Origin of the sequence: Knoellia sp. S7-12 (assembly GCF_040518285.1) — a bacterium.
Classification (GTDB): domain Bacteria; phylum Actinomycetota; class Actinomycetes; order Actinomycetales; family Dermatophilaceae; genus Knoellia.
Window position 1 is genome coordinate 3,620,376 of the sequence record NZ_CP155449.1, and the last position, 22,773, is coordinate 3,643,148.

Consider the following 22,773-nt stretch of genomic DNA (forward strand, 5'->3'; position numbering starts at 1 on the left):
TCACCTTGCAGATCGATGGCCGGTCAGTGACGTCGGCGACCGCTCAGCGCCAAGGTCAGCCCGAGCACCGCGACCACGGGGCCGATGACCGCCCACAAGGTGACGCCCGACATGGCGCTGCCGCCGAGGACGTTCAGACCCTGCAGGGTCCAGACTGTGCCGATGAGAGTCAGCAGGAGCCCGAGGCCCACTCGCATCCGGGCGCTCATGACCGGGACTCCGATTCGGCGAAGGCCTTGAACGCCTCGAGGTACTTGTAGCTCGACTTGGGGAAAGACCGACCGAAGAGCACCCCGACGATCTTCATCGCGCCCGTGAACTCGAAGACGTTGTTCGCGACCCAGCGCGTCGCACCGGGGCCGGACTCCTGGAACTCGTTGCGGCAGATGTTGTGCACGCCCTTGGCGTCGTACGTCCCCTCGAAGAGGTCGGGGAGTTCGCGACGGGTGATGGTCTCGACCATCACCATCGTGCCCCTGCCGCGCTTGAAGGTCAGGCGAGACGTGGCGCCGGCCTGCCCGGGTTCGCCACTCAGCGGCTCGAACGAGAGCAGCCCTTCCTGCCACTTGGCCAGATTGGCGGGGTCGTCAAACAACTCGACGAATCGAGCACGGGGCACGTTGACGGTGATCTCCTGCGTGTATTCCACGACCGAACGCTACTGCGGGGCGCGGCAATGGACATGCGATACGCAGTCGCAGGGGCCAACGGTTTCGTCGACGGCGAACTCACCCGCCTGCTCGTCTACCAGCGGACTATCAGCTCAGCGGGAAGGCGCGGGGCTGAGCACGGCCAGCCCGCCTCACCGGCGGAGCTGATAGTCCGCCGGTAGGCCTGTGGAGAACCCGACGGGCGAAACCGCGAAGGTGGCCACACTCGGTCACATGGACGTCGCCGCCGAAGTAGAGCGCCTGGGCGGCATCTGCCCACGCAAGGCACTCGCGGCGGTGAGTCGTGGCGAACTCGATCGAGCTGTCCAACGCGGTGAGGTCGTGAGGATCCGGCGGGGACACTACGCACTCCCCGGTGACGACGAGGCCAAGGCCGCAGCCCACGAACTGACCGGCACCGCCATCCTCCTCACGGCTGCTGCCCACTGGGGATGGGCCCGCAAGTGGTCGCCCAAAGTGCCCCAGATCGCCGTGCCCCGAGGGCGCAAACTGAGGGCCGACAACACTCGGGTCGACGTCCGGTGGCGCAACGTCCCCGACGACGACATCGTCGATGGCTGGGTCACGACCCGGACACGCACCTTGGTCGACTGCGCGATCCTCCTCCCCTTCGACGAGGCGCTCGCCGTTGCCGACTCGGCCCTTCGCGTGGGCCTGGGCAAGGAGGATCGCCGAGCCCTGGCCCGCCACATCCAGAACACTCCGGCACAGCATCGCAAGCGGGTGCAGCGGGTCATGCGTGCCGCCGACGGTGGCGCCGCAGGGCCATTTGAGTCGGTGCTGCGCGCGATAGTCCTCGACATTGCCGAACTCACCGTGGAGACACAGGTGCGCATTGACGACTCCACCGGGTGGATCGGCCGGGTCGACCTGGCCGACCTGCAACTCCGTCTCGTTCTCGAGGCGGACAGCATGGAGTTCCACGGTGAGCGGTCAGCGCAGGACCGTGACTGTGCCCGCTACACCCGACTCACCACCAGCGGGTGGCTCGTCCTCCGCTTCACGTGGGAGCAGGTGATGCACGATCCTGACTGGGTGCGCGCACAGATCCGGATGGCTGTGGACCTCCGCCTTGCGCAAAAATCGTGCTGCCTACCGGCGGACTATCAGCCGGTCGTCGCCTGAGTCAGTCTGAGCGTGAGCACCCCCCTCCACGAGGCCGAGCTGATAGTCGGCCGGTCGGAGCGACTCCCGATCAGCGGTTGCGACGCTCCGACAGCACCTCGAGCAGCACCGAGATCCCGGCCGCCAACAGTCCGACGACGAGGGCACCGAGCAGACCGAGATAGCCGACGGCCGTCGACGTGGAGTATTCGCCCTGCGCCACCCGTCCCGACGACTCGAGCCCCCGGGAAACACCGAAGAACGCCCCGATGGCAAATCCCACCACCGCTCCGATGATGAGGACGCGGAGGTGGTTGGGGCGACGAACCTGGCTGCTCACGGCATCCACGCTACGCGCCGCCTGCAACCGCGACGACATCGGAGGCGACGGCTTCGAGCGTTGCCAGCGAACCGGCATACGGGGATTGCTGCCGCGGCCAGTGCGTGATCGTGTCGGTGAAGCCCAGCTCGGCCGCGCGCCCCGTCATCTCCTCATAGACGCCGACGGACTCGAGCGAGAACTGAGGGCCCGAGTCGAGCAGGAGATAGCGGTCGAGCCCCTCGGAGCCGGCCGTCGCCGTGAACTTCTCCGCCAACCCGGCCACACCGCTCCACCACTCCTCGAGCGTGTCGGCCTTGGTTCCCGTCGTCAGCCAGCCCTGTCCGTGTTGCGCCGCCAACCGCTGCGACCGCGGCCCGTTCGCGGCCACGACGAAAGGCACCCGGTCGCGGACCGGACCCGGCAACGTGCGGGCGTCGCGGACGGCATACCAGTCGCCGTCATGATCGACGTGATCCTCACGGAGCAGCCGGTCCAGCAGGGGCACGTACTCATGGAACCGGTCCACCCGCGCCTTGAGCGGATGCGATTCCCCGAGGACAGCCGAGTCGAGGTCGCCGCCCGTGCCGAGCCCGCAGATGAACCGCCCCTGCGACAGGTCGTCCAGGGCGAGGACGTCGCGAGCAAAGACGTAGGGATGGCGGAAGTTCGGTGACGTCACGAACGTCCCGAGCCGGATCGTCGAGGTCACGCCCGCTGCCGCCGCCAACGTCGGCACCGCCGGGAACCACGCACTGTCCGGCAGCCCACCCCACACGAGGTGGTCATAGACCCATGCGTGCGCGAACCCCATCTCCTCGGCGGCCTGCCAGCGAGGGCCAGCCTCGCGCCAGGGGACGTCGGGCAGGATCGAGATTCCGTGACGCATGAGTCAGCTCGCTTCGAGGTCGGGAAAGAGCGGCAGGTATGCCGTGAGGTCAGCTCGCGTGCCGCTCACCCGGAGGCGTCCGTCACCGGCCGCCTCGGCCTGGCTTTCGAGCCCGACGGCGAGTGCGAGCCAGGTCGCCGCATCCGTCTCGATGACATTGGGTGGCGTGCCGCGTCGATGCTGGAGGCCCTCGACACACTGCACGACGCCGAACGGTGGCACCCGGACCTCGACGCTGCGGCCCGGGGCGCGCACCCCCAACTCCTCGAGGGTGAAGCGCACCGCGAGCGCCGTCGTCGGGCGGTCGAGCACCTCGGCGGACTGCTGGGTGAGCGCCCAGGCGGTGAGGGCAGCGCGACCGTCGGCGACAAGAATTCGGCGGCGAGGCGGCATACCGGTCATCGTAGGTCGGCTCTCACACGCTCCCGACGACTCCCCTTCACGCTGATTTCACAAATAGTTATGCAGAGCCCCTGAATCCGTCAGGAAGTTGGGGCAACATGGGCGAGTTGCCGGACCCTGCCGGCGATGACCACGCGGTTCTCCCCGGAGGCAACATGAAGCACGGCAGCAAGCTCGCGGCCGCCACGGCCGGCCTGATCCTGGCCGGTTCGGCAACGATGACCGGCACCCCGGCATCAGCAGCGACCAACATGAAGGGCGGACCGCTCCCCGCGGGCACCACCGCCATCAACATCCTCAACCTCAACGACTTCCACGGTCGCATCGACACCGATGGCAAGGGCACGTTGGGCAAGAACTTCGCCTGCACGATCCTCACCCAGCGTGAGCAGCTCGGCGCGGCCAACACCCTGACGCTCGGCGCCGGCGACCTCATCGGCGGATCGCCGTTCACGTCGTCCATCCAGAATGACGAGCCCACGCTCGACTTCCTCAACGCCATCGGCATGGACGCCTCCGCCGTGGGCAACCACGAGTTCGACCAGGGCTACGACGACCTGACCCAGCGCGTCGAGCCGCACGCCGACTTCGAGTATGTCGGCGCCAACGTCTTCCTCAAGGGCACGCAGACCCCGGCCCTCAAGACGCACAAGATCTATGACGTCGCGGGCGTCCGCGTCGCCGTCATCGGTGGCGTCACCAAGGACACCCCCAACCTCGTCGAGGGTGCGGGTGTCGCGAACCTCGACTTCATCGACCCGGTCGACGGTGTCAACCGCGTTGCCAACGAGCTCACCGACGGCAACGAGACCAACGGCGAGGCAGACGTGCTCATCGCCGAGTACCACGAGGGTGGCCCGTTCTCGTCGACGACCGGCACGCTCGAGGACCAGATGAAGGTGCCGGTCTTCGCGCACCTCGCCAACGACACGTCGCCCAAGGTCGCGGCGGTCCTCCAGGGCCACACGCACCAGGCCTACGTCTATGACGTGCAGATCCCCGGCGAGGCCGCGGGCTCGACCCGTCCCGTGCTCCAGACCGGTCAGTACGCCGCCGCAGTCGGCAAGGTCCAGCTCGGCTACGACGCCGCGGCCAAGAAGGTCGTCGCCTACAACGCCACCAACATCCCGGCCACCGCACCGTCGCCGGCCTGCCTGGCGAACGCGACCTACCAGTCCGCCGCGAAGATCATCGACGACGCCATCGCCTACGCCGCCCCGATCGCCAACCAGCCGGTCGGCAAGATCACGGCGAGCATCACGCGAGACGGCGCCGATGACCGCAAGCGTGAGTCGGCCCTGTCGAACCTCATCGCGCAGCAGTACGTCGAGTCCCTCAACGCGCCCGGTCGTGACATGGGCGTCGACATCGGTGTCATGAACCCGGGTGGCGTGCGCGCCGACCTGCCGTTCGGCACCGACGGCACCGTGACGTTCGCCCAGGCTGCAACAGTCCTGTCGTTCGGCAACAACCTCAAGGCCGCCGACTACACGGGCGCGCAGTTCAAGCAGATCCTCGAGGAGCAGTGGCAGCCAGCGGGTGTGTCGCGTCCGTTCCTCGCGCTCGGCCTGTCCAAGAGCACCACCTACACCTACGACCCGACCCGGGCCCAGGGTGACCGGATCACCGGCATCTTCATCAACGGTGCCCCCATCGACCCGGCCGCGACCTACACGATCGCGTCCTCGTCGTTCCTCATCACCACCGCGGGGGCCGCGCCGGACAACTTCGGCACGTTCCTCAAGGGCACGAACTACCGCGACTCCGGTCTCGTTGACCAGAACGCCTTCGTCGACTGGTTGGGAGACAACAGCCCGGTCGCCCCGCCGACCGTGCAGCACGGTGTCGCCGTCCTGAACGCCCCGGCCACAGTCAACTACGGCAAGACGACTACGTTCCGAGTCGAGGGTGTTGACCTCGCCTCGGCCGGTGCAGTCAAGAACACGTCGGTGCAGGTCTCGATCGACGGTCGCACTGCCACAACGGCCAAGGTCAGCTCGGTGCGGGTCGCCGGCGTCCCGTCCCGTGACGGTGTCGCCGACGTGTCGTTCAAGCTCATCGGCAAGATCCTCCCGGACGACTCGCCGCGCACGGTCTACATCAAGATCGTCGCTGCGCCGTCGGGCACGACCGCGTGGATCCCGGTGCGCGTCAAGGGCTGATGCTTCACCCAGCTCGAATTTCTCAGGCACCCCCTGCGCCGTTGTGGCGCGGGGGGTGCTTGGCTTTGGGCGTGACCGACGCGGCGGAGTTCGAGCAGGACGGCGACGTCATGTGGATCCGCATCGGTGAGCACCCGCAGTCGGCGGTGTCGCTGACCGACCCCGAGCTGCTCGTCTTCGAGTACGTCCAGCACCTGGCGCTCTGCATCGACGCCGGCTTTGCGCGACCAGCGCCGTTGCGGACGACGCACGTCGGGGGGGCCGGGCTGACCTTGGCGCGATGGATGCATGCGACGCGGCCGGGCTCGCCGCAGATCGTGCTCGAACCGGACGTTCCGCTGACAGAGGCGGTGAGAGGCGAGCTGCCGCTGCCCCGGGGTCATCGGATCAGGGTGCGGCCGTTGCGCGGCGAGGAGGGGGTGGCCGGGCTGGCCACTGCCAGTGCGGATCTCGTCATTCTTGATGCGTACGTCGACGGGCGGGTCCCTGCTGGTCTCACCACGGTGAAGTGGCTCGGTGAGGTTGCGCGAGTTCTCGCACCGGGCGGGCTGTTCCTCGCCAACCTCGGTGACCGACCAGGGCTCCGGTATGCCGCGCGCGTCGCCTCGGGTGCCAGGGCCGCACTGGGGCCCGGTGCCCAGACGGCATACGTCGGCTTGCACCACGTCCTCAAGGGCAAGGGCTACGGGAACGTGGTCCTGGCTGCGTCGCGCGGACCCCTGCCGCTCTTCGAGATGCGGCGGGCGACGGCGCGGCTCGCGCTGCCGACGGGTGTGGTGCCGCCGAACGACGTGATCTCCCGTGGCGCCAACGCCACCCCGTTCAGCGCCGCCACCGACGACACCGCCGACTCCCCCGTCCCACCCGGCTGATCGGCCGCTCCCGCCCTACGGCCCGGTCATCTTGGCGGCCGAAAGTCCTCCGGTGACCAGTCCTGGGGGTAGCCCATGGCGGCGCCGTTGCCCAGGTTGTCCGACGAGTCAAGGGGTGTCCGCGCCGGAACCGGGCGACTCACGGCGGCCTCCTGCTCAACGGCCTCCTGCTCAGCCGCCGCGTCGATGTCGTCATCGGGCTCCTCGGCGGGGTCGTCGGCGGGGTCGTCGACGGTCCCGTCAGCGACGGGCTCGAGACGCAGCCACCACAGGCCCGCGGCGGTGAGGGTGAGGACCGAGGCAACGAGGATGGGCAGGTTGCCGAGAATCAGTTCGGTCATGGGCTGCGGGCCCATGTAATCCGCCATGCCTCTGGTCACATCGTCGGACGGCGTGAGGACATAGAGGTTGGCGAGGATCAGTCCCACGACGGGGACGAGGGTCACGAGCCCAGCGCCCAACACCTCCCACCGGACCAGCCTGACCTGCGCCCATGACCCATTCCTGTGGAGGACAACCACGGCTGCGCCTACCAACGCAGCTGCGAGCAACAGCTGGACGCCGATCTGTCGGTAGCCGAGATCGAACATCACCATGGTGAGGTGTTGGGCGAAAGGTACGCCACCGCCTTCGATCTGCCCGTCGGGCCCGTAGTTCTGGTTGGTCTGTTGCCACGACATCCGTAATGCGAGCCCAAGCCCGAACGTGGTCAGCACCGAAGCCCCCGCCAGCAGCCGAGCACTGACCCCGAAGAGCCGCTCGGTCGACTTCGGCCATGCACGCATCGGCCACCCCTCCCCATCGACTGCGAAACCCTGCCTTCCGGGCTCAGGCTAAGGGGCAACCATGCTCGGGGTGGGGAGTTCGGATCAGCCGACGAAGGTGCGGGCGTTGCGCTGCACCCGCTCGGGGTGCGGCATCATCGCGGCGAACCATCCACCTGACGCCACACCAGCGTGCACAGCAGGCGGCAAAGGCCCTCGATCGCCGACCACTGGCCATCCCCCAGCACGGAGTGCTCACCTTTAAGGCCCATGCCGCCTGCCGTGCCCGCCAACCGACATACGGTCCGGCCATGGACGACTTCGTGGAGACCACAGTGGACCGACAGCGCGCGAGGCATTTACGCCGCCCGCGCGGAGGAGCTCATCGCCGCAATCAGGGCGCACGTCGGGCAGGTCACTCAGCGCCAGGGTCGCCAGCGGGAGCTCGGCGACTACTTCGCGTCGACGGACGTGGTCCAGGCTGCGGCGAACAGCTTCAACGAGGCCGAATTCGACTGGTGCGGCTCTTTCCCCTTGGCTCCCAACTCGACGGGGTGCCCGGTTTGGAGGTAAGACAGTTCTGGGTACACACCCTCGTCCACGACGGCAGCGAGACTGACGAGGATGACCCGTTCGGCATCGCCTACGACTGATCGAGTGAGTCCGGCCGCACCGGGGTCCCTGCCGCCGCTCCGCTGTCCGAACGGGTTCGCAACCAGCGCCATGCAGCGAGAGCGCCGAAAACCATCGCGGCGACGCAGAGAAGCAGGCCGATCCAGTCGAAGACGACAGTCCACCCGTCGTTGCTCCGCACCCCCTCGAAGCGCTCATACGTGATGACCGGGACCATGAGTGTCATGGCCGCGATCCACACTCGCTCCCAGGTGAGGCGATTGCCGTCAATGCGATCCAGAAGGCGATTGAGCATGGGCGTCAGCCGACGAAGGTGCGGGCGTTGCGGAACATGCGCATCCACGGCGAGACCTCTTCGACACGGCCGCTCGTCCACGACATCTGCGCGTTGCGCTGCACCCGCTCGGGGTGCGGCATCATCGCGGTGAACCGGCCATCGGTCGTGGTCACCGACGTCAGTCCGTCCGGGGATCCGTTGGGGTTGAACGGGTATGCCGTCGCGACGCCACCATCGTTGTTGACGAACCGCGCCACTCGGTGGACCGAGGCCGGATCGCCGCGCGTCGAGAAGTTCGCGAATCCCTCACCGTGGGCGACGGCGATCGGGATGCGCGATCCGGCCATGCCGGACGTGAAGATCGACGGGGATTCGAGGACCTCGACGAGCGAAAGCCGCGCTTCGTACTGCTCGGACCGGTTGCGGGTGAACCGCGGCCACGCCTGCCCACCGGGGATGAGGTCGGCCAGTGCGGCAAACATCTGGGCACCGTTGCAGATGCCGAGCCCGAAGGTGTCCTCGCGTTCAAAGAATTCGGAGAACGCCTCCGTCAGCTTCTCGTTGAAGAGCACGGAGCGCGCCCAGCCCTCACCGGCACCGAGCGTGTCGCCATAGGAGAAGCCGCCGCAGGCCACCAACCCGGCGACGTCGGACAGGGATGCCCGCCCGGTCTGGAGGTCGGTCATGTGGACGTCGAGTGTCTCGAAGCCGGCGCGGTGGAACGCGTAGGCCGTCTCGATGTGAGAGTTGACGCCCTGCTCGCGCAGCACCGCGACGCGAGGTCGGGCACCGACGTTGAGATAGGGGGCAGCGACGTCATCGGTCGGGTCGAACGATGTCGAGACATGCAGGCCGGGGTCGTCGTCGCCGCCGAAGGCCGCGTGCTCCTCGTCGGCGCACTCGGGGTTGTCGCGCAGCGACGAGATGCGCCACGACACCTCGTCCCATGCCTGGGCCAGGTCGCTCACGGCTTCGTCGAGCGGCATCTCGCCGTCGACGGACACCGTGATGCGGCGCTCTGTGATCGTGCCACCGATGATCGACGAGTAGCCGCCCACTCCCGCAGCGATGAGCACCTCTCGGACCTCACTGACCGAGTCCGCGCGCACACCAAGCACGGCTCCGAGCTCTTCGGTGAAGAGTGCCTCGACCGAGTCGACTGCAATCTCGAGGCCAAGCCCGCTCGCGAAAGCCATCTCGCAGACCGTCGCCCAGAGTCCTCCGTCAGAGCGGTCGTGATAGGCCGAAACCAGTCCGCGCGAACGCAGTTCACTGACAGCCTTGACCAGCGCAATGAGTCGGGCCGGGTCGTCGAGGTCGGGCACGTCCCCACCGAAGACGCCCGACACCTGGGCGAGCATCGATCCACCGAGACGGTTGGCCCCCGCGCCGAGGTCCACCAACACCAGCGCGGAGTCGGGCTCGAGCTGCGGCGTGAGCGTCCCGCGGACATCCGGCAGCGCGGCGAACGCCGACACGACGAGCGACACCGGCGACGTCACCTGGCGGTCCTCGCCGGAGGCCCCGTCGCTCCACTTGGTCCGCATCGACATCGAGTCCTTGCCGACCGGGACCGAGATGCCCAGCGCCGGGCACAGCTCCATCGCGACAGCTTCGACCGTGTCGAACAGGGCAGCGTCCTCGCCGTCCTCGCCAGCAGCAGCCATCCAGTTGCACGACAGCTTCACGCCTCCGAGCGACGGCAGCGGCGCTGCCAACAGATTGGTCAGCGCCTCCCCGACCGCCATCCGACCGGAGGCGGGAGCGTTGACGGAAGCGAGCGGCATACGCTCCCCCGAGGCCATGGCCTCACCCGCAAACGCAGAGTGATCCGCCAAGGTGACCGCCACGTCGGCAACGGGCACCTGCCACGGGCCGACCATCTGGTCGCGGTGCGAGAACCCCCCGACAGTGCGGTCGCCGATGGTGATGAGGAAGCGCTTGCTCGCGACCGAGGGGTGTCGCAGGACGGCGTAGGCCGCGTCGCGCACGTCGATGCCGCTGAGGTCAAGGGTGTCGCCGGTCCACGTCACCCGGGTCGCGTCGCGGGTCATGCGCGGCGGCTTGCCGAGGAGAACCTCCATCGGCATGTCGATCGGAACGTCGTCGTCGGAGTCACCAGCGACGAGCAACTGGGCATCGTCGGCAGCGACACCGATGACGGCCATCGGGCACCGCTCACGCGCGGCGAACGACTCGAGCAGCTCGAGCGACTCGGGCGCGATGGCCATGACGTAGCGCTCCTGGCTCTCGTTGACCCAGATCTCCTTGGGTGCGAGGCCGGACTCCTCGAGCTGGATCGCAGACAGGTCGAAGCGCGCACCCAGCCCGGCGTCGTTGACCAGCTCGGGGAAGGCGTTGGACAACCCACCGGCACCCACGTCGTGGATGGCCAGCACCGGGTTGTCGGCGCCGAGCGACCAGCAGTGGTTGATGACCTCCTGCGCGCGCCGCTCCATCTCGGGGTTGCCGCGTTGCACGGAGTTGAAGTCGAGCTCGGCAGCGTTCGTGCCAGAGGCCATGGACGACGCGGCGCCTCCACCGATCCCGATGCGCATGCCCGGTCCGCCGATCTGCACGAGCAGCGACCCGGCAGGGAAGAGGACCTTCTCGGTCTGGTCGGCGCTGATCGAGCCGAGGCCACCGGCGCTCATGATCGGCTTGTGATAGCCGCGGCGCACACCGTCAACGGTCTGCTCGTAGACACGGAAGAAGCCGCCGAGCCCTGGCCGCCCGAACTCGTTGTTGAACGCCGCGGCACCGATCGGACCGTCGACCATGATCTCGAGGGGCGTCGCGATGTGGTCCGGGGTGCCATAGGTGTCGGCCTCCCACGGCTCGTGGGTGCCCGGGAGGTGCAGGTTCGAGACGACGAAGCCGGTGAGGCCGGCCTTGGGCGCCGAGCCGCGGCCGGTTGAACCCTCGTCGCGGATCTCGCCACCGGCCCCGGTCGCTGCTCCGGGGAAGGGCGAGATGGCGGTCGGGTGGTTGTGCGTTTCGACCTTCATGAGGACGTGGACGTCCTCTTCACGAGCGGCGTATGCCGTCGGGCCGTCTCCGCGGCCAGGCAGCCAGCGCTCGATCCGCCGGCCTTCCATGACGGAGGCGTTGTCCTTGTAGGCGACGACCGTGCCCGCGCCAGCGACCTTCTCGGTGTGCCGGATCATCCCGAACAGACTCTTGACCTGCGGCTCACCGTCGACGATGAAGTCAGCGTTGAAGATCTTGTGGCGACAGTGCTCGGAGTTGGCCTGCGCAAACATCATCAGCTCGACATCGGTCGGGTTGCGCTGCAGCCCCGTGAACGCTGCCGCCAGATAGTCGATCTCGTCATCGGACAACGCGAGCCCGTATGCCGTGTTCGCGCCTTCCAGCGCTTCGCGCCCGCCGCCGAGGACGTCGACGTGCTCCATCGGCTCGGCGTCGCGCTCGTCGAAGAGGGCCGCGAAGGCCTCCCGAGTAGGAAGTGCCGTCTCCGTCATGCGGTCGTGGAGAACTGCCGCAATCGCGCCCCACTGCTCGCCAGCGAGCTCGACGCCCTCGACGATGAACTCGGTGACCCGTTCGACCCGACGCAGGTCGATGCCGCAGTTGTGGGCGATGTCGGTCGCCTTGCTCGCCCAGGGCGAAATGGTGCCCAGGCGCGGCCCGACCACGACGAGAGTCGACAGGGCATCGGGGGCCGGCCCGGCGGCATACGCATCGCCGTAGGTCAGGAGCTGCTCGAGCTGCGCCGCGGTTTTCTCGGTGAAGGGCTGTTCACTCGCGATCCAGTGGACGTAGCGAGCCGTGACGCCGGTGATGGCGGGGTCAACCGCCTGCAGCCTCGCGAGCAGCGCGCGAGCCCGAAACGGTGAGAGCGCAGACCCACCATCGACAGTGGTCAGGGCGAGGTCATGCGTCGAAACCATCACGTGGGAGATCTCCGAAGGTGGTGCGGCCGGGCCGACTGACAGGCTACTGGGCCGGACTCACCGCCCATACAGGCGAGTCCTCCAGCGCTCGGGTCAGTACTCGCGGAGGTGATCGCCTGGTCCGGGCTGCTGAGTGCAGGAGTAGCGGTAGAAGGCAAGAAGGCTGTGCTGCTCGCCCTTCGTCACGCGGCGCCACACCTAGCTGGCGGGATGAGCGATGAGCCCATCGCGCATTTCGACGCCCGGACCATCCATCCACACCCAGCGACCGCCCCGTGTCGCACGAGAAGCTCGCCCAGGTAGGCACCCAGGCTGCGGGCCATGAGGTCCTTGTCCTTCCGGGTTGGTCGAATCCCCAGCCACTCGTCGACGAAGGCATCCAGCTCAGCAGCGTCGTTCTGGCCATAATGAAACGTGAATCCCGCTGCGTTGTACGACTGGCGGAACGCCTCAGCCGTCAACCCCATCCACTCGACGAGCTCGGAGTCAGTGGGACGGCCACGCGGGGAACGCCTGCGGAACATGGCGCGATGCTACGGGCTGTCGAACTCACGACATGCCGTCGCGGAGCGCCGATTTGCGCCAGGCCTGACCGTCAGCCAATCGGATCAGCGAGGTCGAGGGCCCGACTGACTGCGATCGCCAACTCTCGTTCCTGACCTGGCAGGAGAAAGCCGACGAGACGACCGATCGCCCCGGCATCAACGACCTGGATGTTGTCGAGGCTGACCACGCAGTCATGGTCGAGACCGTTGGCGGGGCTGACCGGAACCTCAGTGAAACCTCCCCTGATCGCGCTGGTCACGGGAGCCACCGTGATCGTCCTCAGGTGGGGTCTCGCCAACTCGCGAGTCAGGATCAGGGCAGGGCGAGCTTTGTCCATCTGGACGATGTGGATGGGCCGCATCAGTCGAGGTCGGGGAAGGTACGGGTGCGGGCCCACTCCGCGAGCCCTGCAAGGTCGTCATCCTCGGGCAGACCTGCGGCCTTCTGGGCGATGAGGTCCTCAACCTCCTTGGCATAGAGACGCCGCCGGAGCTCGCGCTCGAGGGCCGACTCGACGAGCTCTGCGCGGCTCTTGGCGGCCCCGGAGGCGACGAGCGCATCAAGCTCGGAAACGACGCGGTCGTTGAGGCGGACTGAGATCTGGGTGCTCATGTCTCAATGGTACCCAGATTGGGTGACAGTGTGAATCCCGCAGCGTACAGAGTGAACTCGGCCCGCCACTCAGCGTTGCCGCCCGGAAGGGAGACCTCCTCGATGGCAACCTCGGAGAGTCCGTCCCGGGCAAAGGACTCGATCTCGTCGCGGGTGAGCGGCCAGGGCGGACCCGAGCCGTCGTCGTCGGGGGCGAGGACCGCCTGGATGGCGAGCAGCGTGCCGCCCGTCGCGACCAGCCCACTCACCGCAGCGACCATGCGGTCGCGCAGATCGTGAGGCACCGCCTGAACGGCGTAGATCTCGACCACGAGGTCGAACGCCCGCTGCCAGTCCTGTGGCAGGTCGAGGAGGTCGGCCACCCGATAGTCGACGGTCGAGTCCGGGTTGCGTGCCTGCATCGTGCGGACCGCGGTCGGTGACGGGTCGAATGCCGTCGTCTCGAACCCCAGGGACGCCACGTGCTCGGCGTCTGCACCCAGCCCGGCTCCGACGACGATCGCGCGCCGCCCGACACCACTCAACCCCGTGCGTGCGCTCCAGTCGGCGAGCAGCGGCTGCGGCTCGGAGCGGTCCCAGGCCATGGTCACCTCACCGGACTCGCCCGCCGCATAGAGCTCCTCGAACCAGCCCGTCGGATCGCCGCGCCCCACGCTCTCGTGGGCCAGTCGGTCGGCTTCTGCCTGCCACCGCCGTGGCTCGATGTTCATGCCTCGACGTGAGCGTCGGTGAGTCCCACGATGCGCCGCGTCAGCTCAGAAGGTCTGGCCGGTGAGGCGTTCGTAGGCCTCGACGTACTTCGCGCGCGTCCGCTCGACCACCTCGGCCGGCAGGACTGGCGGCGCTATTCCCGACGACTTCGACCAGCCGCTCTCGTCCGACAACAGCCACTCGCGCACGAACTCCTTGTCGAAGCTCGGCTGCGTGTGCCCGGGCTCCCACTGGTCAGCAGGCCAGAAGCGCGACGAGTCCGGCGTCAGGACCTCGTCGGCGAGCACCAGCGTGCCGTCAGCATCAAGCCCGAACTCGACCTTGGTGTCAGCGATGAGGATGCCGCGCTCCGCCGCGATCTCGTTGCCACGAGCGAGGATTCGCGTGGTGAGGTCACGCAGGGTGCCGGCAAGAACGGTCCCGACCTCGATCTCCACGGCCTCGAAGGGCATCGGCTGGTCGTGCTCCCCCATCGGCGCCTTCGTCGACGCGGTGAAGATCGGGACGTCGAACTTGTCACCGTCCCGCAATCCCTCCGGCAGGGACAGCCCGCTCACCGTGCCGTCCGCGGCATACTCACGCAGTCCGCCGCCGGTGAGATAGGCACGTGCGACACACTCGACCGGCACCATGTCGAGCTTCTGCACGAGCACGGCTCGCCCCGCGACCACCTCAGGCACGTCAACGGACACGACATGGTTGGGCACCAGGTCAGCCAGCTGCTCGAACCACCACAGCGACAGCTGGGTCAGCACGGCGCCCTTGTCGGGGATCGGCGGGTCGAGGATGAAGTCGAACGCCGAGATCCGGTCCGACGCCACGAGCAGCAGCTGGCCGTCGCGACCCTCCGGCTCGTAGAGATCGCGGACCTTGCCGGAGTAGACGTGAGTGAAACCGGGGATCTCGAGCACCGCGTCCGAAGTCATGACGAGAGTCTGTCAGCCACGGTCAGCGGTGCCTCACGCCCGGGCGGCGGCTGGCCAGCGCTGCGCCCCCGGTCCGTCGGCCGCGCGCGCATCCTCGGTGTTGTAGATCGGGCACGACGTCACCGACAGGCAGCCGCAACCGATGCAATCGGTGAGGCCGTCGCGCACCTTGGTGAGCGCCTCGATCCGCTCCGACAGCGCGTCGTGCCAGGCGGCCGACATCCGCGCCCAGTCGCGCTTCGTCGGCGGGTGGTCGGAGGGCAGCGTCGCGAGCGCCTCACCGATCTCGGCGAGGCTCAGTCCGAAGCGTTGCCCTGCGCGCACCACAGCAATACGGCGGAGCGTATGCCGTGCGTAGCGGCGGTGGTTCCCGGCGTTCCTGACGCTCTGGATGAGTCCGCGATCCTCATAGAAGCGGACCGTGGGGACGGAGACGCCGCTGCGTGCTGCGACCTCGCCGATGGGCAGCTCGTCGTTCTTGTCCACGAGTCCACCCTACGGCTTGATCTCAAGCGCGCTGGAGGTATGAGGATCGTCCGCATGACGACGACGGCCGCAGTGCCCACCGACACTGAGCGGCTGTTCAGCACCAAGCACCTCCCCGTGGCGATCGGCGTCATCGCCCTCGTCACTCTCGGCGCCTTCGAGAACCGCGCCACCATCAGCATCATGCCGACGGCGGCGCGCGCGCTCGACGGGCTCGCGTGGTTCGGACCGGCCAACGCGGCCTCGATGGTGACCTTCATGGTTGCGGTGGTCGTCGCCGGACGGTGGGTCGACCGGGCCGGCGCCCGGGCTGTGCTGCTCGCCGGGCTTGCGACGTTCGCCGTCGCGCAGGTCGTCACCGCGATCGCCCCCTCGATGGCGATCTTCATCGCGGGCCGTGGGCTCTCCGGCATCGCCGAGGGCCTCATCGACGTGTCGACCCTCGTGTTCGCCGCCCGGGCCCTGCCGGAGCATCTGCGGGCCAAGGTGTTTGCGACGTTCGCCGCGGCGTGGATCCTGCCGAGCCTCCTCGGCCCGGGAGCCGCCGGCGCGGCCGAGGCCCTCGTCGGGTGGCGGCTCGTCTTCCTGCTGCCGGTGCTCCTCCTCATCCCCGCGCTGCTCCTGCTGCTCCCCGCGCTTCGCCGCGCGAGCGCCCAGCCCGATGACGATGAGGCCACCATCGTCACGGGCTCAGCCGCCGAGAAACCGCTCCTGCCCGCTCTCGGTCTCGCGGCCGCGGTCGCCCTCCTCAGCGTCGGCGGACCCCTCGCCTTCGACGGCGGCCAGCACCGCTTCGCCGGTTTGGCCAGCCTCGTGATCGGTGGCGCCGCCCTCGTTGCCACAATCCGAGCGGCACTGCCAGCCGGAACGCTGACGGCAGCACCCGGCATACCCGCTGTCGTTGCCCTGCGCACGCTGCTCGTCATCGCGTTCGGCGGTATCGGCGGCTACCTGCCCCTGATGCTCGACGTGACCCACGATGTCGGCCCGGCCCTGGCGGGGATCAGTCTCAGCGTGACCGGGGTGTTCTGGGCCGCTGGCTCGGCGATCCACAGCCTCGACGCGGTGCAGCGCCGCTTAGACGCCGCCGCCCGCGTGCGGCTCGGCCTCGCTCTCATCGCTGTCGGCGGCATCGGCCCCGTCCTTCTCGCGCTCGAGGTCGTCGACCTCGTCCCCGGGCTGGCCGGCTGGGCCCTCGCTGCGACGGGAATGGGCCTGTCCTCGCCGAGCCTCGCCACCGAGATCTTCACCCTCGCTCCCGAGCGCGAACATGGGCAGGCGACCGCAACCTCCCAGATCGGCGCGAGCCTGGGCGCCGCCCTCACGACAGCCGGGGGTGGCGCCCTCATCGCGGCCCGTCATGACACCCTCGACGGGGGCGTCTTCGCCGTACTCATGGGTATCTCCCTCGGCGCCGCCGTGATTGCCCTCATGCTCACGCACCGCATGCGCCCGTAGAAGATTCACGAGCACGGACAGGGGTGCCGCAAACCCTTGGCGGACTGGCACACTCCCTCCCATGCTCAAGTCCCGCGACCTCGCCCTCATCGCCATCTTCGCCGGTGTCATCGCCGCCCTCGGCCTCATCCCGGCCATCGCGCCGTTCGGCGGCGCCGTGCCGATCACGGCACAGTCGATGGGCATCATGCTCGCCGGCGCCATCCTCGGCTCGAAGCGCGGCGCGCTCTCGGTCCTGCTCTTCCTCGCGCTCGTCGCGATCGGCCTGCCGCTCCTCTCGGGCGGCCGTGGCGGACTCGGCGTGTTTGCCGGCCCGAGCGTCGGCTACCTCGTCGGCTTCCCCGTCGCCGCGTTCCTCGTCGGCCTCCTCACCGAGAAGATCGGGCGCCCCTACAAGCTCACCCTCGGCGTCATGGCCAACATCCTCGGTGGAGTCATCGCCCTCAACATCATCGGCATCATCGGCATGGCGATCGTGCTCGACGTCTCACTGGTCAAGGCCACGACGCTGGCCGCCGTCTTCATGCCCGGCGACGTCATCAAGGCCGTCATCACCGCGTTCGTCGCGGCGGGCGTCCACGCGGCCTACCCCGGCCTCATCCCGGCGCGCGCCTCGCGGACCGCACCCGCCGACCGCGTCGCCGTCTGACCCAGGAGACCCCACCACCGTGCCGCAAACCTTCTGATGCCACACATCCGCGTCGATTCCGTCAGCCACTCGTTCGGCGACGGGTCGGCGTGGCGGCCCGTTCTGGTGGACCTCGACGTCACCCTCACCGAGCCACGCATCGGCATCGTCGGGGCCAACGGGTCGGGCAAGTCGACCTTCGTCCGCCTCCTCAACGGCCTCGTCCACCCCGACTCGGGCACCGTCACCGTGGACGGTCGTGACACCGTCCGTGACGGGCGCGAGGTCCGGCGCCGGGTGGGCTTCTGCTTCACCGACCCGGACGCGCAGATCGTCATGCCGACGGTCGCCGAGGACATTGCGTTCGGCCTGCGTCGTCGAGGTCTCTCCAAGGACGAGGTGCGCGCACGCTCCGAACGCGCACTCACGGCATACGGGCTCGCTGGTCACGCCGACCACCCCGCCCACCTGCTCTCCGGCGGTCAGAAGCAGCTCCTCGCGCTCGCGAGCGTCCTCGTCACCGAGCCCGACCTCCTCGTTCTCGACGAGCCGACCACTCTGCTCGACCTTCGCAACGCTGCGATGGTGCGGCGCGTCGTCGATGGGCTGTCTCAGCAGGTCGTCCTCGTCACCCACCACCTCGACCTGCTCGACGGCTTCGATCGCGTCCTCGTGTTCGACGAGGGACGAATCGTCCACGACGGAGCGCCCACCGAGGCCGTGGCGGCCTACCGCGCGCTCACCACCCACTGATGCCCGCGCAGGCCGTCCCGCTCTTCCTTCCCGGGACGTCTGTCGTGCACCGCATGGGTGCCGGCACAAAGCTCCTCCTTCTGCTCGCCGCAGGCATCGCGCTCGCGATCTGGCGGGCACCCTGGCAGGTCGGGCTCGCCCTCACGCTCGTTCTCGTCGGGTATGCCGTCGCGCGCCTCCCGCTGAGAACTCTCGTTCGTCAGGTGAAGCAGTTGGCGTGGATTGCGCTGCCGCTCCTGGCTGTTCAGTGGATCTTTGCGTCGTGGCAGACGGGCGTCGGGGTGGTGGGCTCCTTTGTCTCGCTCGTCCTGCTGGCCGGACTCGTGACCCTGACGACCCGCACGACCGCGATGGTCGACATCGTGGTCCGGATGAGTGGGTGGCTGCGCCGGTTCGGTGTCGACCCCGAGCGCGTCGGCCTCATGCTGGCGCTGGGCATCCGGTCGGTGCACGTCGTCATCGGGCTCGCCGAGGAGGTTCGCGAGGCCCAGCACGCGCGCGGGCTCCGGGCGAGTCCGAGGGCGTTCGCCGTGCCGCTCATCGTCCGGTCACTGCGGCATGCGGACCGCCTGGGCGAGGCCCTCACCGCCCGCGGCGTCGACGACTGAACCGCACAGTCAGACGAGGCAGAACTCGTTGCCCTCGGGGTCCTCCATGACGAAGTGATCCAGCCGGCCGTCGACACGATCCTCGCGTTGCCGGCGCGCTCCTCGCGCCACGAGGTCGGCCTCGGCGGCGAAGATCCGGGTCTCGCGCAACGTCTGGTCGACATCACGCCCGCCACTCACCTTGAGGTCAAGGTGGACCCTGTTCTTGACGGACTTGCCCTCGGGCACCTTGAGGAAGTTGATCGAGGGCCCGTCCCCGGACGCAGGTCGGATCGTCGCCCCATAACCCCACTCCTCCTCGGGCACGCCTTGGTCGGTCAGGAAGCTCGCCCAGTCCGACCACCCCGACGGAGGCGGGGCTTCGACATAGCCCAGCGCGTGACACCAGAACGCTGCCACCACCTGCGCGTCGTGGCAATCGACCGTGATGCCCAGCACCGGAGTCCCGTCCATCTGCCCAAAGTAGCCACGACCCCCGACAGCCATAGGGTTGGGGCATGGACTTCCGGATCTTCACCGAGCCCCAGCAGGGCGCCACCTATGACGACCTGCTCGCCGTCGCGCGCACCGCCGAGGGCGCCGGCTTCGACGCGTTCTTCCGGTCCGACCACTACCTCCACATGAGCGGCGACGGGGACCCCGGCCCCACCGACGCGTGGATCACCCTCGCCGGGCTCGCCCGCGACACCGACCGCATCCAGCTCGGCACGCTCGTCACCGCCGCGACCTTCCGCCTCCCCGGCCCCCTCGCCATCCAGGTCGCCAATGTCAACCAGATGTCTGGTGGTCGGGTCGAGATGGGCCTGGGTGCCGGATGGTTCGAAGCCGAGCACACGGCATACGGGATTCCCTTCCCCGACGTCAAGGAGCGCTTCGATCGACTTGAGGAGCAGCTCGCCGTCATCACCGGCCTGTGGACGACACCCCGGGGTGAGACCTTCGACCACGACGGCTCGCACTACCCGATCGTGGAAGCCCCCGGACTCGGCACGCCCGACAACCGTGGCGGCATACCGCTCATCATCGGCGGGGTGGGCAAGCGCCGCACCCCGGAGCTCGCGGCCCGCTATGCCAGCGAGTTCAACTCGGTGTTCCGCCCCGCTGACGCGACCCGCGAGCTCTATGCCCGGGTCCGCGCGGCCTGCGAGGACCGGCGCCGCGATCCCGATGAGCTGACTCTCTCGGCCGCCAACGTCGTCTGCCTCGGCAACGACGATGCGACCCTTCGTCGCCGTGCCGAGGCGATCTCCCGCGACGTCGATGAGCTGCGCACCAACGGGTTCGCCGGTTCGACCGACGAGATCGTCGACAAGATCGGCCGGTTCACCCAGGTCGGCACCACCCGCTTCTATCTCCAGGTCCTCGACCTCAGCGATCTCGACCAGATCGAGGAGTTCGCCGCGACCGTCGTGCCGCAGCTCAGCTGACGCCGAGCTTCAGGTGACCCTGATCTCGTCGCGTGAGGCCTTGAGGGCGATGTCACTGCGGTGGTGCGACCCGTCGAGCTCCACGAGTTCGACTGCGGCATAGGCACGTTCACGCGCCTGAGAGAGGTCGGCACCGGTCGCGACGACGGACAGCACACGCCCACCCGACGACACGAGCCTCCCGTCACCATCCAGCGTGGTGCCCGCGTGCAGCACGTATGCCGTGGGCACACCTTCGACCTCTTCGAGACCGGCGATGGGGTCACCCGTGCGGGGGGTGCCCGGGTAGTTGTGCGAGGCCACGACAACGGTCACGGCGTGGTCGTCGGCCCAGCGCAGCCGGTCATAGTCATCGAGTCGCCCGGTCGCCGCGGCCTTGAGCAGACCGCCCAACGGCGTGAGCAGCCGAGCCAAGACGACCTGGGTCTCAGGGTCACCGAAGCGCGCGTTGAACTCGATGACCCGTGGCCCGCGCGACGTCATGGCCAGACCGATGAAGAGGACCCCGACAAAAGGCGTGCCACGGCGACGCATCTCGTCGATGGTCGGCTGGGCCACCCTGGCGACGAGGTCGCTGGCGAGCCCTTCGGGAGCCCAACCGAGCGGGCTGTAGGCGCCCATCCCACCGGTGTTGGGGCCGGCGTCGTCGTCGCCGACCCGTTTGAAGTCCTGAGCTGGAGACAGCGGAAGCACCGTGACTCCGTCACTGAGGACGAAGAGCGAGATCTCGGGACCGTCGAGGAACTCCTCAACGACGACGCTCCCACCCTCCTTGGCCAGACAGGCCTCTGCATGGGCCAGCGCGGCGTCGCGGTCATCCGTCACGACAACGCCCTTGCCAGCAGCGAGGCCGTCCTCCTTGATGACGTGGGGAGCACCGAGCGCATCCATGGCGTCGATGACCTGCTCGATCGTCGTGCAGACGTGCGCGAGCCCGGTCGGCACGTCCGCTGCCGACATGACGTCCTTGGCGAAGGCCTTGCTGCCCTCGAGTCGAGCAGCCTCGGCGGACGGCCCGAACACGTCAATGCCGCTGTCCCGCAACACATCTGCGACACCAGCCACGAGCGGGGCCTCGGGTCCGATGATGACGAGGTCGACTCCGTGCCGCTGGGCGATCGCCAGCACCTCAGCGCTGTCAGTGACATCCGCGAGCGGCTCACTCAGGGCCAGTCCGTCGATGCCCGGGTTGCCCGGTGCGGCGATGACCGCGTCGACGACCTGGTCCTTCACGAGGCTGCGGACGATGGCGTGCTCACGGGCACCGGAGCCGACGACGAGGACCTTCATGGGCGCCAAGCCTAGGGGCGACGACAGTGCGCCGAGACGGCAGTCCGCGACCCGGCATACCGACGCCGTTTCATTGGGAAGAAAGGTGTGGGCGCGACGCGCCCGGGGAGCAGGGGGGTACCCCCGGGTGCGCCGCGCCCGTTCACGCGGCACTCACGATTGGGGGGAACCGGAGGCTCTGCGCGAACGTCGACGAGGTCGACATGACCACCATGACACGCGGTTCACCCTTCATTCAAACCGAACTGCGGCGGATTCCTGACAATGTCGCTTTTCCGCCATAGGCTGGGCGCGTGCCCGAGCCCGAACCCCTGCGACCTGGTGACGAGTTGAGCACCCGGGTCTACCTGCTTCTGCTGCGCATGGCAGCCCCACGACGGAGCGCCCTGACGCGCGAAGGCCTCTCCGAGGATGAGATCACGCTCGCCCTCAAGACGCTGCACATCCGCGGGATGGTCGACTCCAGCCGCCGGGACGTCATCGAGGTCTTCTCGCCCGACACCACGCTGCCCGCCTATGCCGCAGACCTGGAACGCCAGGCGCGGGCGACCCGCTCTGCCATCGAAGGACTGACCCACATGTACAACGAGGCGCGCTCCGGCGACGCCAGAAGTCGCACCAGTCCCGAGGTCTCGCTCCTCGACACCGTTGACGACATCGACGCGGCGCTCTTCCGTGCTGCCGGCCGCGCTGAAAGCCGCATCGTGCGTCTGTGCGCACGCAGCGACCGCATGGACCAGACCGTCGTCCGGCACGCAGAGTCGATCGTTCAGGCCAGACCGACGGCCACGAACCCCAATCTGGAACGGCTCATCGTCCTCGAGCAGTCGATCCTCGAGGTCGAGGGAGCGTTCAGCGCCCTCGAGACGATGCGGGCCGACGGCATCGAGGTCCGCCTCACACCGCACCTCGCGTTCTCCGTGCTCGCCGTCGACCGCACCGCGGCAGTCATCGACATCAGCCACCTCGAACCAGGTGGCGGCGGCTCCCTTTATGTCCAGCAACGGCAGCTCGCGAGCGCCCTCATGGACATGTGCATGGGCCTGTTCTCCCTGAGCACCCCCTTGCCGCGGACGCCGAGCGGGCCGGCCCTGAGGCGTCTCACCGACCGCGATGGCCAGATCATCGCCATGCTCGCCGCCGGCGCCAGCGACCTCACGATCGCTCGCCAGCTGAGCATCTCTCAGCGCACGGTCGAGCGCCGGATCCGCGCGATCATGGAGGAGCTGGGGGCGACGACGAGGTTCCAGGCCGGCACCATCGCGGTGAGCCGCGGCTTCCTCTGAGAGGGGCTCTGACGCGTCCCAGTGACCCGGTCACG

Annotated in this window: 25 protein-coding genes; 9 read left to right on the plus strand and 16 right to left on the minus strand. The window is 68.5% G+C overall.

Annotation, left to right across the window (positions count from 1 at the left end; all coding sequences use genetic code 11):
- Positions 1–23 precede the first annotated feature (23 nt).
- Both V6K52_RS17465 and V6K52_RS17470 read right to left on the minus strand, forming a co-directional pair.
- Positions 24–209 (minus strand): hypothetical protein, encoded by a 186-nt coding sequence (locus V6K52_RS17465; RefSeq protein ID WP_353951387.1) that lies wholly within the window; start codon positions 207–209, stop codon positions 24–26.
- Entirely contained in the window at positions 206–649 is a 444-nt protein-coding gene (locus V6K52_RS17470) for an SRPBCC family protein (protein WP_353951388.1), read from the minus strand. The genes V6K52_RS17465 and V6K52_RS17470 overlap by 4 nt, the downstream gene beginning before the upstream one ends.
- A 235-nt stretch (positions 650–884) precedes the next feature.
- Here V6K52_RS17470 and V6K52_RS17475 point away from each other — a divergent pair, with 235 nt between their 5' ends.
- Entirely contained in the window at positions 885–1,796 is a 912-nt protein-coding gene (locus tag V6K52_RS17475; RefSeq protein WP_353951389.1) for a DUF559 domain-containing protein, read from the plus strand.
- A gap of 70 nt (positions 1,797–1,866) precedes the next feature.
- Here V6K52_RS17475 and V6K52_RS17480 read toward each other — a convergent pair whose 3' ends face one another.
- From V6K52_RS17480 to V6K52_RS17490, 3 genes are read right to left on the minus strand one after another with little or no spacing between them, the layout of a single operon-like run.
- Positions 1,867–2,115 (minus strand): hypothetical protein, encoded by a 249-nt coding sequence (locus tag V6K52_RS17480; protein ID WP_353951390.1) that lies wholly within the window; start codon positions 2,113–2,115, stop codon positions 1,867–1,869.
- 10 nt (positions 2,116–2,125) lie between these two features.
- Entirely contained in the window at positions 2,126–2,983 is an 858-nt protein-coding gene (locus V6K52_RS17485; RefSeq protein WP_353951391.1) for an LLM class flavin-dependent oxidoreductase, read from the minus strand.
- A 3-nt stretch (positions 2,984–2,986) separates the two neighbouring features.
- Positions 2,987–3,376 carry a sterol carrier family protein gene (locus V6K52_RS17490; RefSeq protein ID WP_353951392.1) on the minus strand — a complete coding sequence of 130 codons (390 nt, stop codon included), beginning with the start codon at positions 3,374–3,376 and terminating at the stop codon, positions 2,987–2,989.
- Positions 3,377–3,483: 107 nt separating this feature from the next.
- On the opposite strand from V6K52_RS17490, the gene V6K52_RS17495 reads away from it, so the two are divergent.
- On the plus strand, positions 3,484–5,547 hold the full coding sequence (locus tag V6K52_RS17495) for a bifunctional UDP-sugar hydrolase/5'-nucleotidase (protein WP_353951393.1): 2,064 nt from the start codon (positions 3,484–3,486) through the stop codon (positions 5,545–5,547).
- A 71-nt stretch (positions 5,548–5,618) separates the two neighbouring features.
- Complete coding sequence (locus tag V6K52_RS17500; protein WP_353951394.1) at positions 5,619–6,419, plus strand: fused MFS/spermidine synthase; 801 nt, start codon at positions 5,619–5,621, stop codon at positions 6,417–6,419.
- Between the two features lie 26 nt (positions 6,420–6,445).
- On the opposite strand, the gene V6K52_RS17505 is transcribed toward V6K52_RS17500, so the two are convergent.
- The 9 genes from V6K52_RS17505 to soxR form a co-directional block, all read right to left on the minus strand.
- Positions 6,446–7,204, minus strand: a complete 759-nt coding sequence (locus tag V6K52_RS17505; RefSeq protein WP_353951395.1) for a hypothetical protein — start codon at positions 7,202–7,204, stop codon at positions 6,446–6,448.
- A gap of 622 nt (positions 7,205–7,826) precedes the next feature.
- On the minus strand, positions 7,827–8,111 hold the full coding sequence (locus tag V6K52_RS17510) for a hypothetical protein (RefSeq protein ID WP_353951396.1): 285 nt from the start codon (positions 8,109–8,111) through the stop codon (positions 7,827–7,829).
- A gap of 5 nt (positions 8,112–8,116) precedes the next feature.
- Complete coding sequence (gene purL, locus V6K52_RS17515; protein ID WP_353953801.1) at positions 8,117–12,004, minus strand: phosphoribosylformylglycinamidine synthase; 3,888 nt, start codon at positions 12,002–12,004, stop codon at positions 8,117–8,119.
- A gap of 185 nt (positions 12,005–12,189) precedes the next feature.
- A complete protein-coding gene (locus V6K52_RS17520; protein ID WP_353951397.1) occupies positions 12,190–12,531 on the minus strand; it encodes a hypothetical protein in 342 nt (113 codons plus the stop codon).
- A gap of 71 nt (positions 12,532–12,602) precedes the next feature.
- A complete protein-coding gene (locus V6K52_RS17525; protein ID WP_353951398.1) occupies positions 12,603–12,914 on the minus strand; it encodes a type II toxin-antitoxin system PemK/MazF family toxin in 312 nt (103 codons plus the stop codon).
- Positions 12,914–13,165, minus strand: a complete 252-nt coding sequence (locus tag V6K52_RS17530; protein ID WP_353951399.1) for a ribbon-helix-helix domain-containing protein — start codon at positions 13,163–13,165, stop codon at positions 12,914–12,916. The genes V6K52_RS17525 and V6K52_RS17530 overlap by 1 nt, the downstream gene beginning before the upstream one ends.
- Positions 13,162–13,875, minus strand: a complete 714-nt coding sequence (locus V6K52_RS17535) for a class I SAM-dependent methyltransferase (protein ID WP_353951400.1) — start codon at positions 13,873–13,875, stop codon at positions 13,162–13,164. Before V6K52_RS17535 ends, V6K52_RS17530 begins: the two co-directional genes overlap by 4 nt.
- 45 nt (positions 13,876–13,920) lie before the next feature.
- Complete coding sequence (locus V6K52_RS17540) at positions 13,921–14,802, minus strand: phosphoribosylaminoimidazolesuccinocarboxamide synthase (protein WP_353951401.1); 882 nt, start codon at positions 14,800–14,802, stop codon at positions 13,921–13,923.
- 33 nt (positions 14,803–14,835) lie between these two features.
- Positions 14,836–15,288: a redox-sensitive transcriptional activator SoxR gene (gene soxR / locus V6K52_RS17545; RefSeq protein ID WP_353951402.1), complete on the minus strand. Its 453-nt coding sequence runs from the start codon at positions 15,286–15,288 to the stop codon at positions 14,836–14,838.
- A 54-nt stretch (positions 15,289–15,342) separates the two neighbouring features.
- Here soxR and V6K52_RS17550 point away from each other — a divergent pair, with 54 nt between their 5' ends.
- The 4 genes from V6K52_RS17550 to V6K52_RS17565 all read left to right on the plus strand — a co-directional run bounded on the left by V6K52_RS17550 (position 15,343) and on the right by V6K52_RS17565 (position 18,735).
- The gene (locus tag V6K52_RS17550) at positions 15,343–16,746 is read left to right on the plus strand and encodes an MFS transporter (protein WP_353951403.1); all 1,404 of its coding nucleotides are present in this window, start codon (positions 15,343–15,345) and stop codon (positions 16,744–16,746) included.
- A 61-nt stretch (positions 16,747–16,807) separates the two neighbouring features.
- Positions 16,808–17,395 (plus strand): biotin transporter BioY, encoded by a 588-nt coding sequence (locus tag V6K52_RS17555; protein ID WP_353951404.1) that lies wholly within the window; start codon positions 16,808–16,810, stop codon positions 17,393–17,395.
- Between the two features lie 36 nt (positions 17,396–17,431).
- Positions 17,432–18,127 (plus strand): ABC transporter ATP-binding protein, encoded by a 696-nt coding sequence (locus tag V6K52_RS17560; RefSeq protein ID WP_353951405.1) that lies wholly within the window; start codon positions 17,432–17,434, stop codon positions 18,125–18,127.
- Positions 18,127–18,735, plus strand: coding sequence for an energy-coupling factor transporter transmembrane protein EcfT (locus V6K52_RS17565; protein ID WP_353951406.1), 609 nt, complete (start codon positions 18,127–18,129; stop codon positions 18,733–18,735). The genes V6K52_RS17560 and V6K52_RS17565 overlap by 1 nt, the downstream gene beginning before the upstream one ends.
- Before the next feature lie 9 nt (positions 18,736–18,744).
- Here V6K52_RS17565 and V6K52_RS17570 read toward each other — a convergent pair whose 3' ends face one another.
- Entirely contained in the window at positions 18,745–19,188 is a 444-nt protein-coding gene (locus V6K52_RS17570) for a VOC family protein (RefSeq protein ID WP_353951407.1), read from the minus strand.
- Positions 19,189–19,232: 44 nt separating this feature from the next.
- On the opposite strand from V6K52_RS17570, the gene V6K52_RS17575 reads away from it, so the two are divergent.
- On the plus strand, positions 19,233–20,162 hold the full coding sequence (locus V6K52_RS17575; RefSeq protein ID WP_353951408.1) for an LLM class F420-dependent oxidoreductase: 930 nt from the start codon (positions 19,233–19,235) through the stop codon (positions 20,160–20,162).
- A 9-nt stretch (positions 20,163–20,171) separates the two neighbouring features.
- On the opposite strand, the gene purD is transcribed toward V6K52_RS17575, so the two are convergent.
- The gene (gene purD / locus V6K52_RS17580; RefSeq protein WP_353951409.1) at positions 20,172–21,452 is read right to left on the minus strand and encodes a phosphoribosylamine--glycine ligase; all 1,281 of its coding nucleotides are present in this window, start codon (positions 21,450–21,452) and stop codon (positions 20,172–20,174) included.
- A 293-nt stretch (positions 21,453–21,745) separates the two neighbouring features.
- Between purD and V6K52_RS17585 the strand changes: the two genes are divergently transcribed.
- A complete protein-coding gene (locus V6K52_RS17585; RefSeq protein ID WP_353951410.1) occupies positions 21,746–22,738 on the plus strand; it encodes a LuxR C-terminal-related transcriptional regulator in 993 nt (330 codons plus the stop codon).
- Positions 22,739–22,773 lie beyond the last annotated feature (35 nt).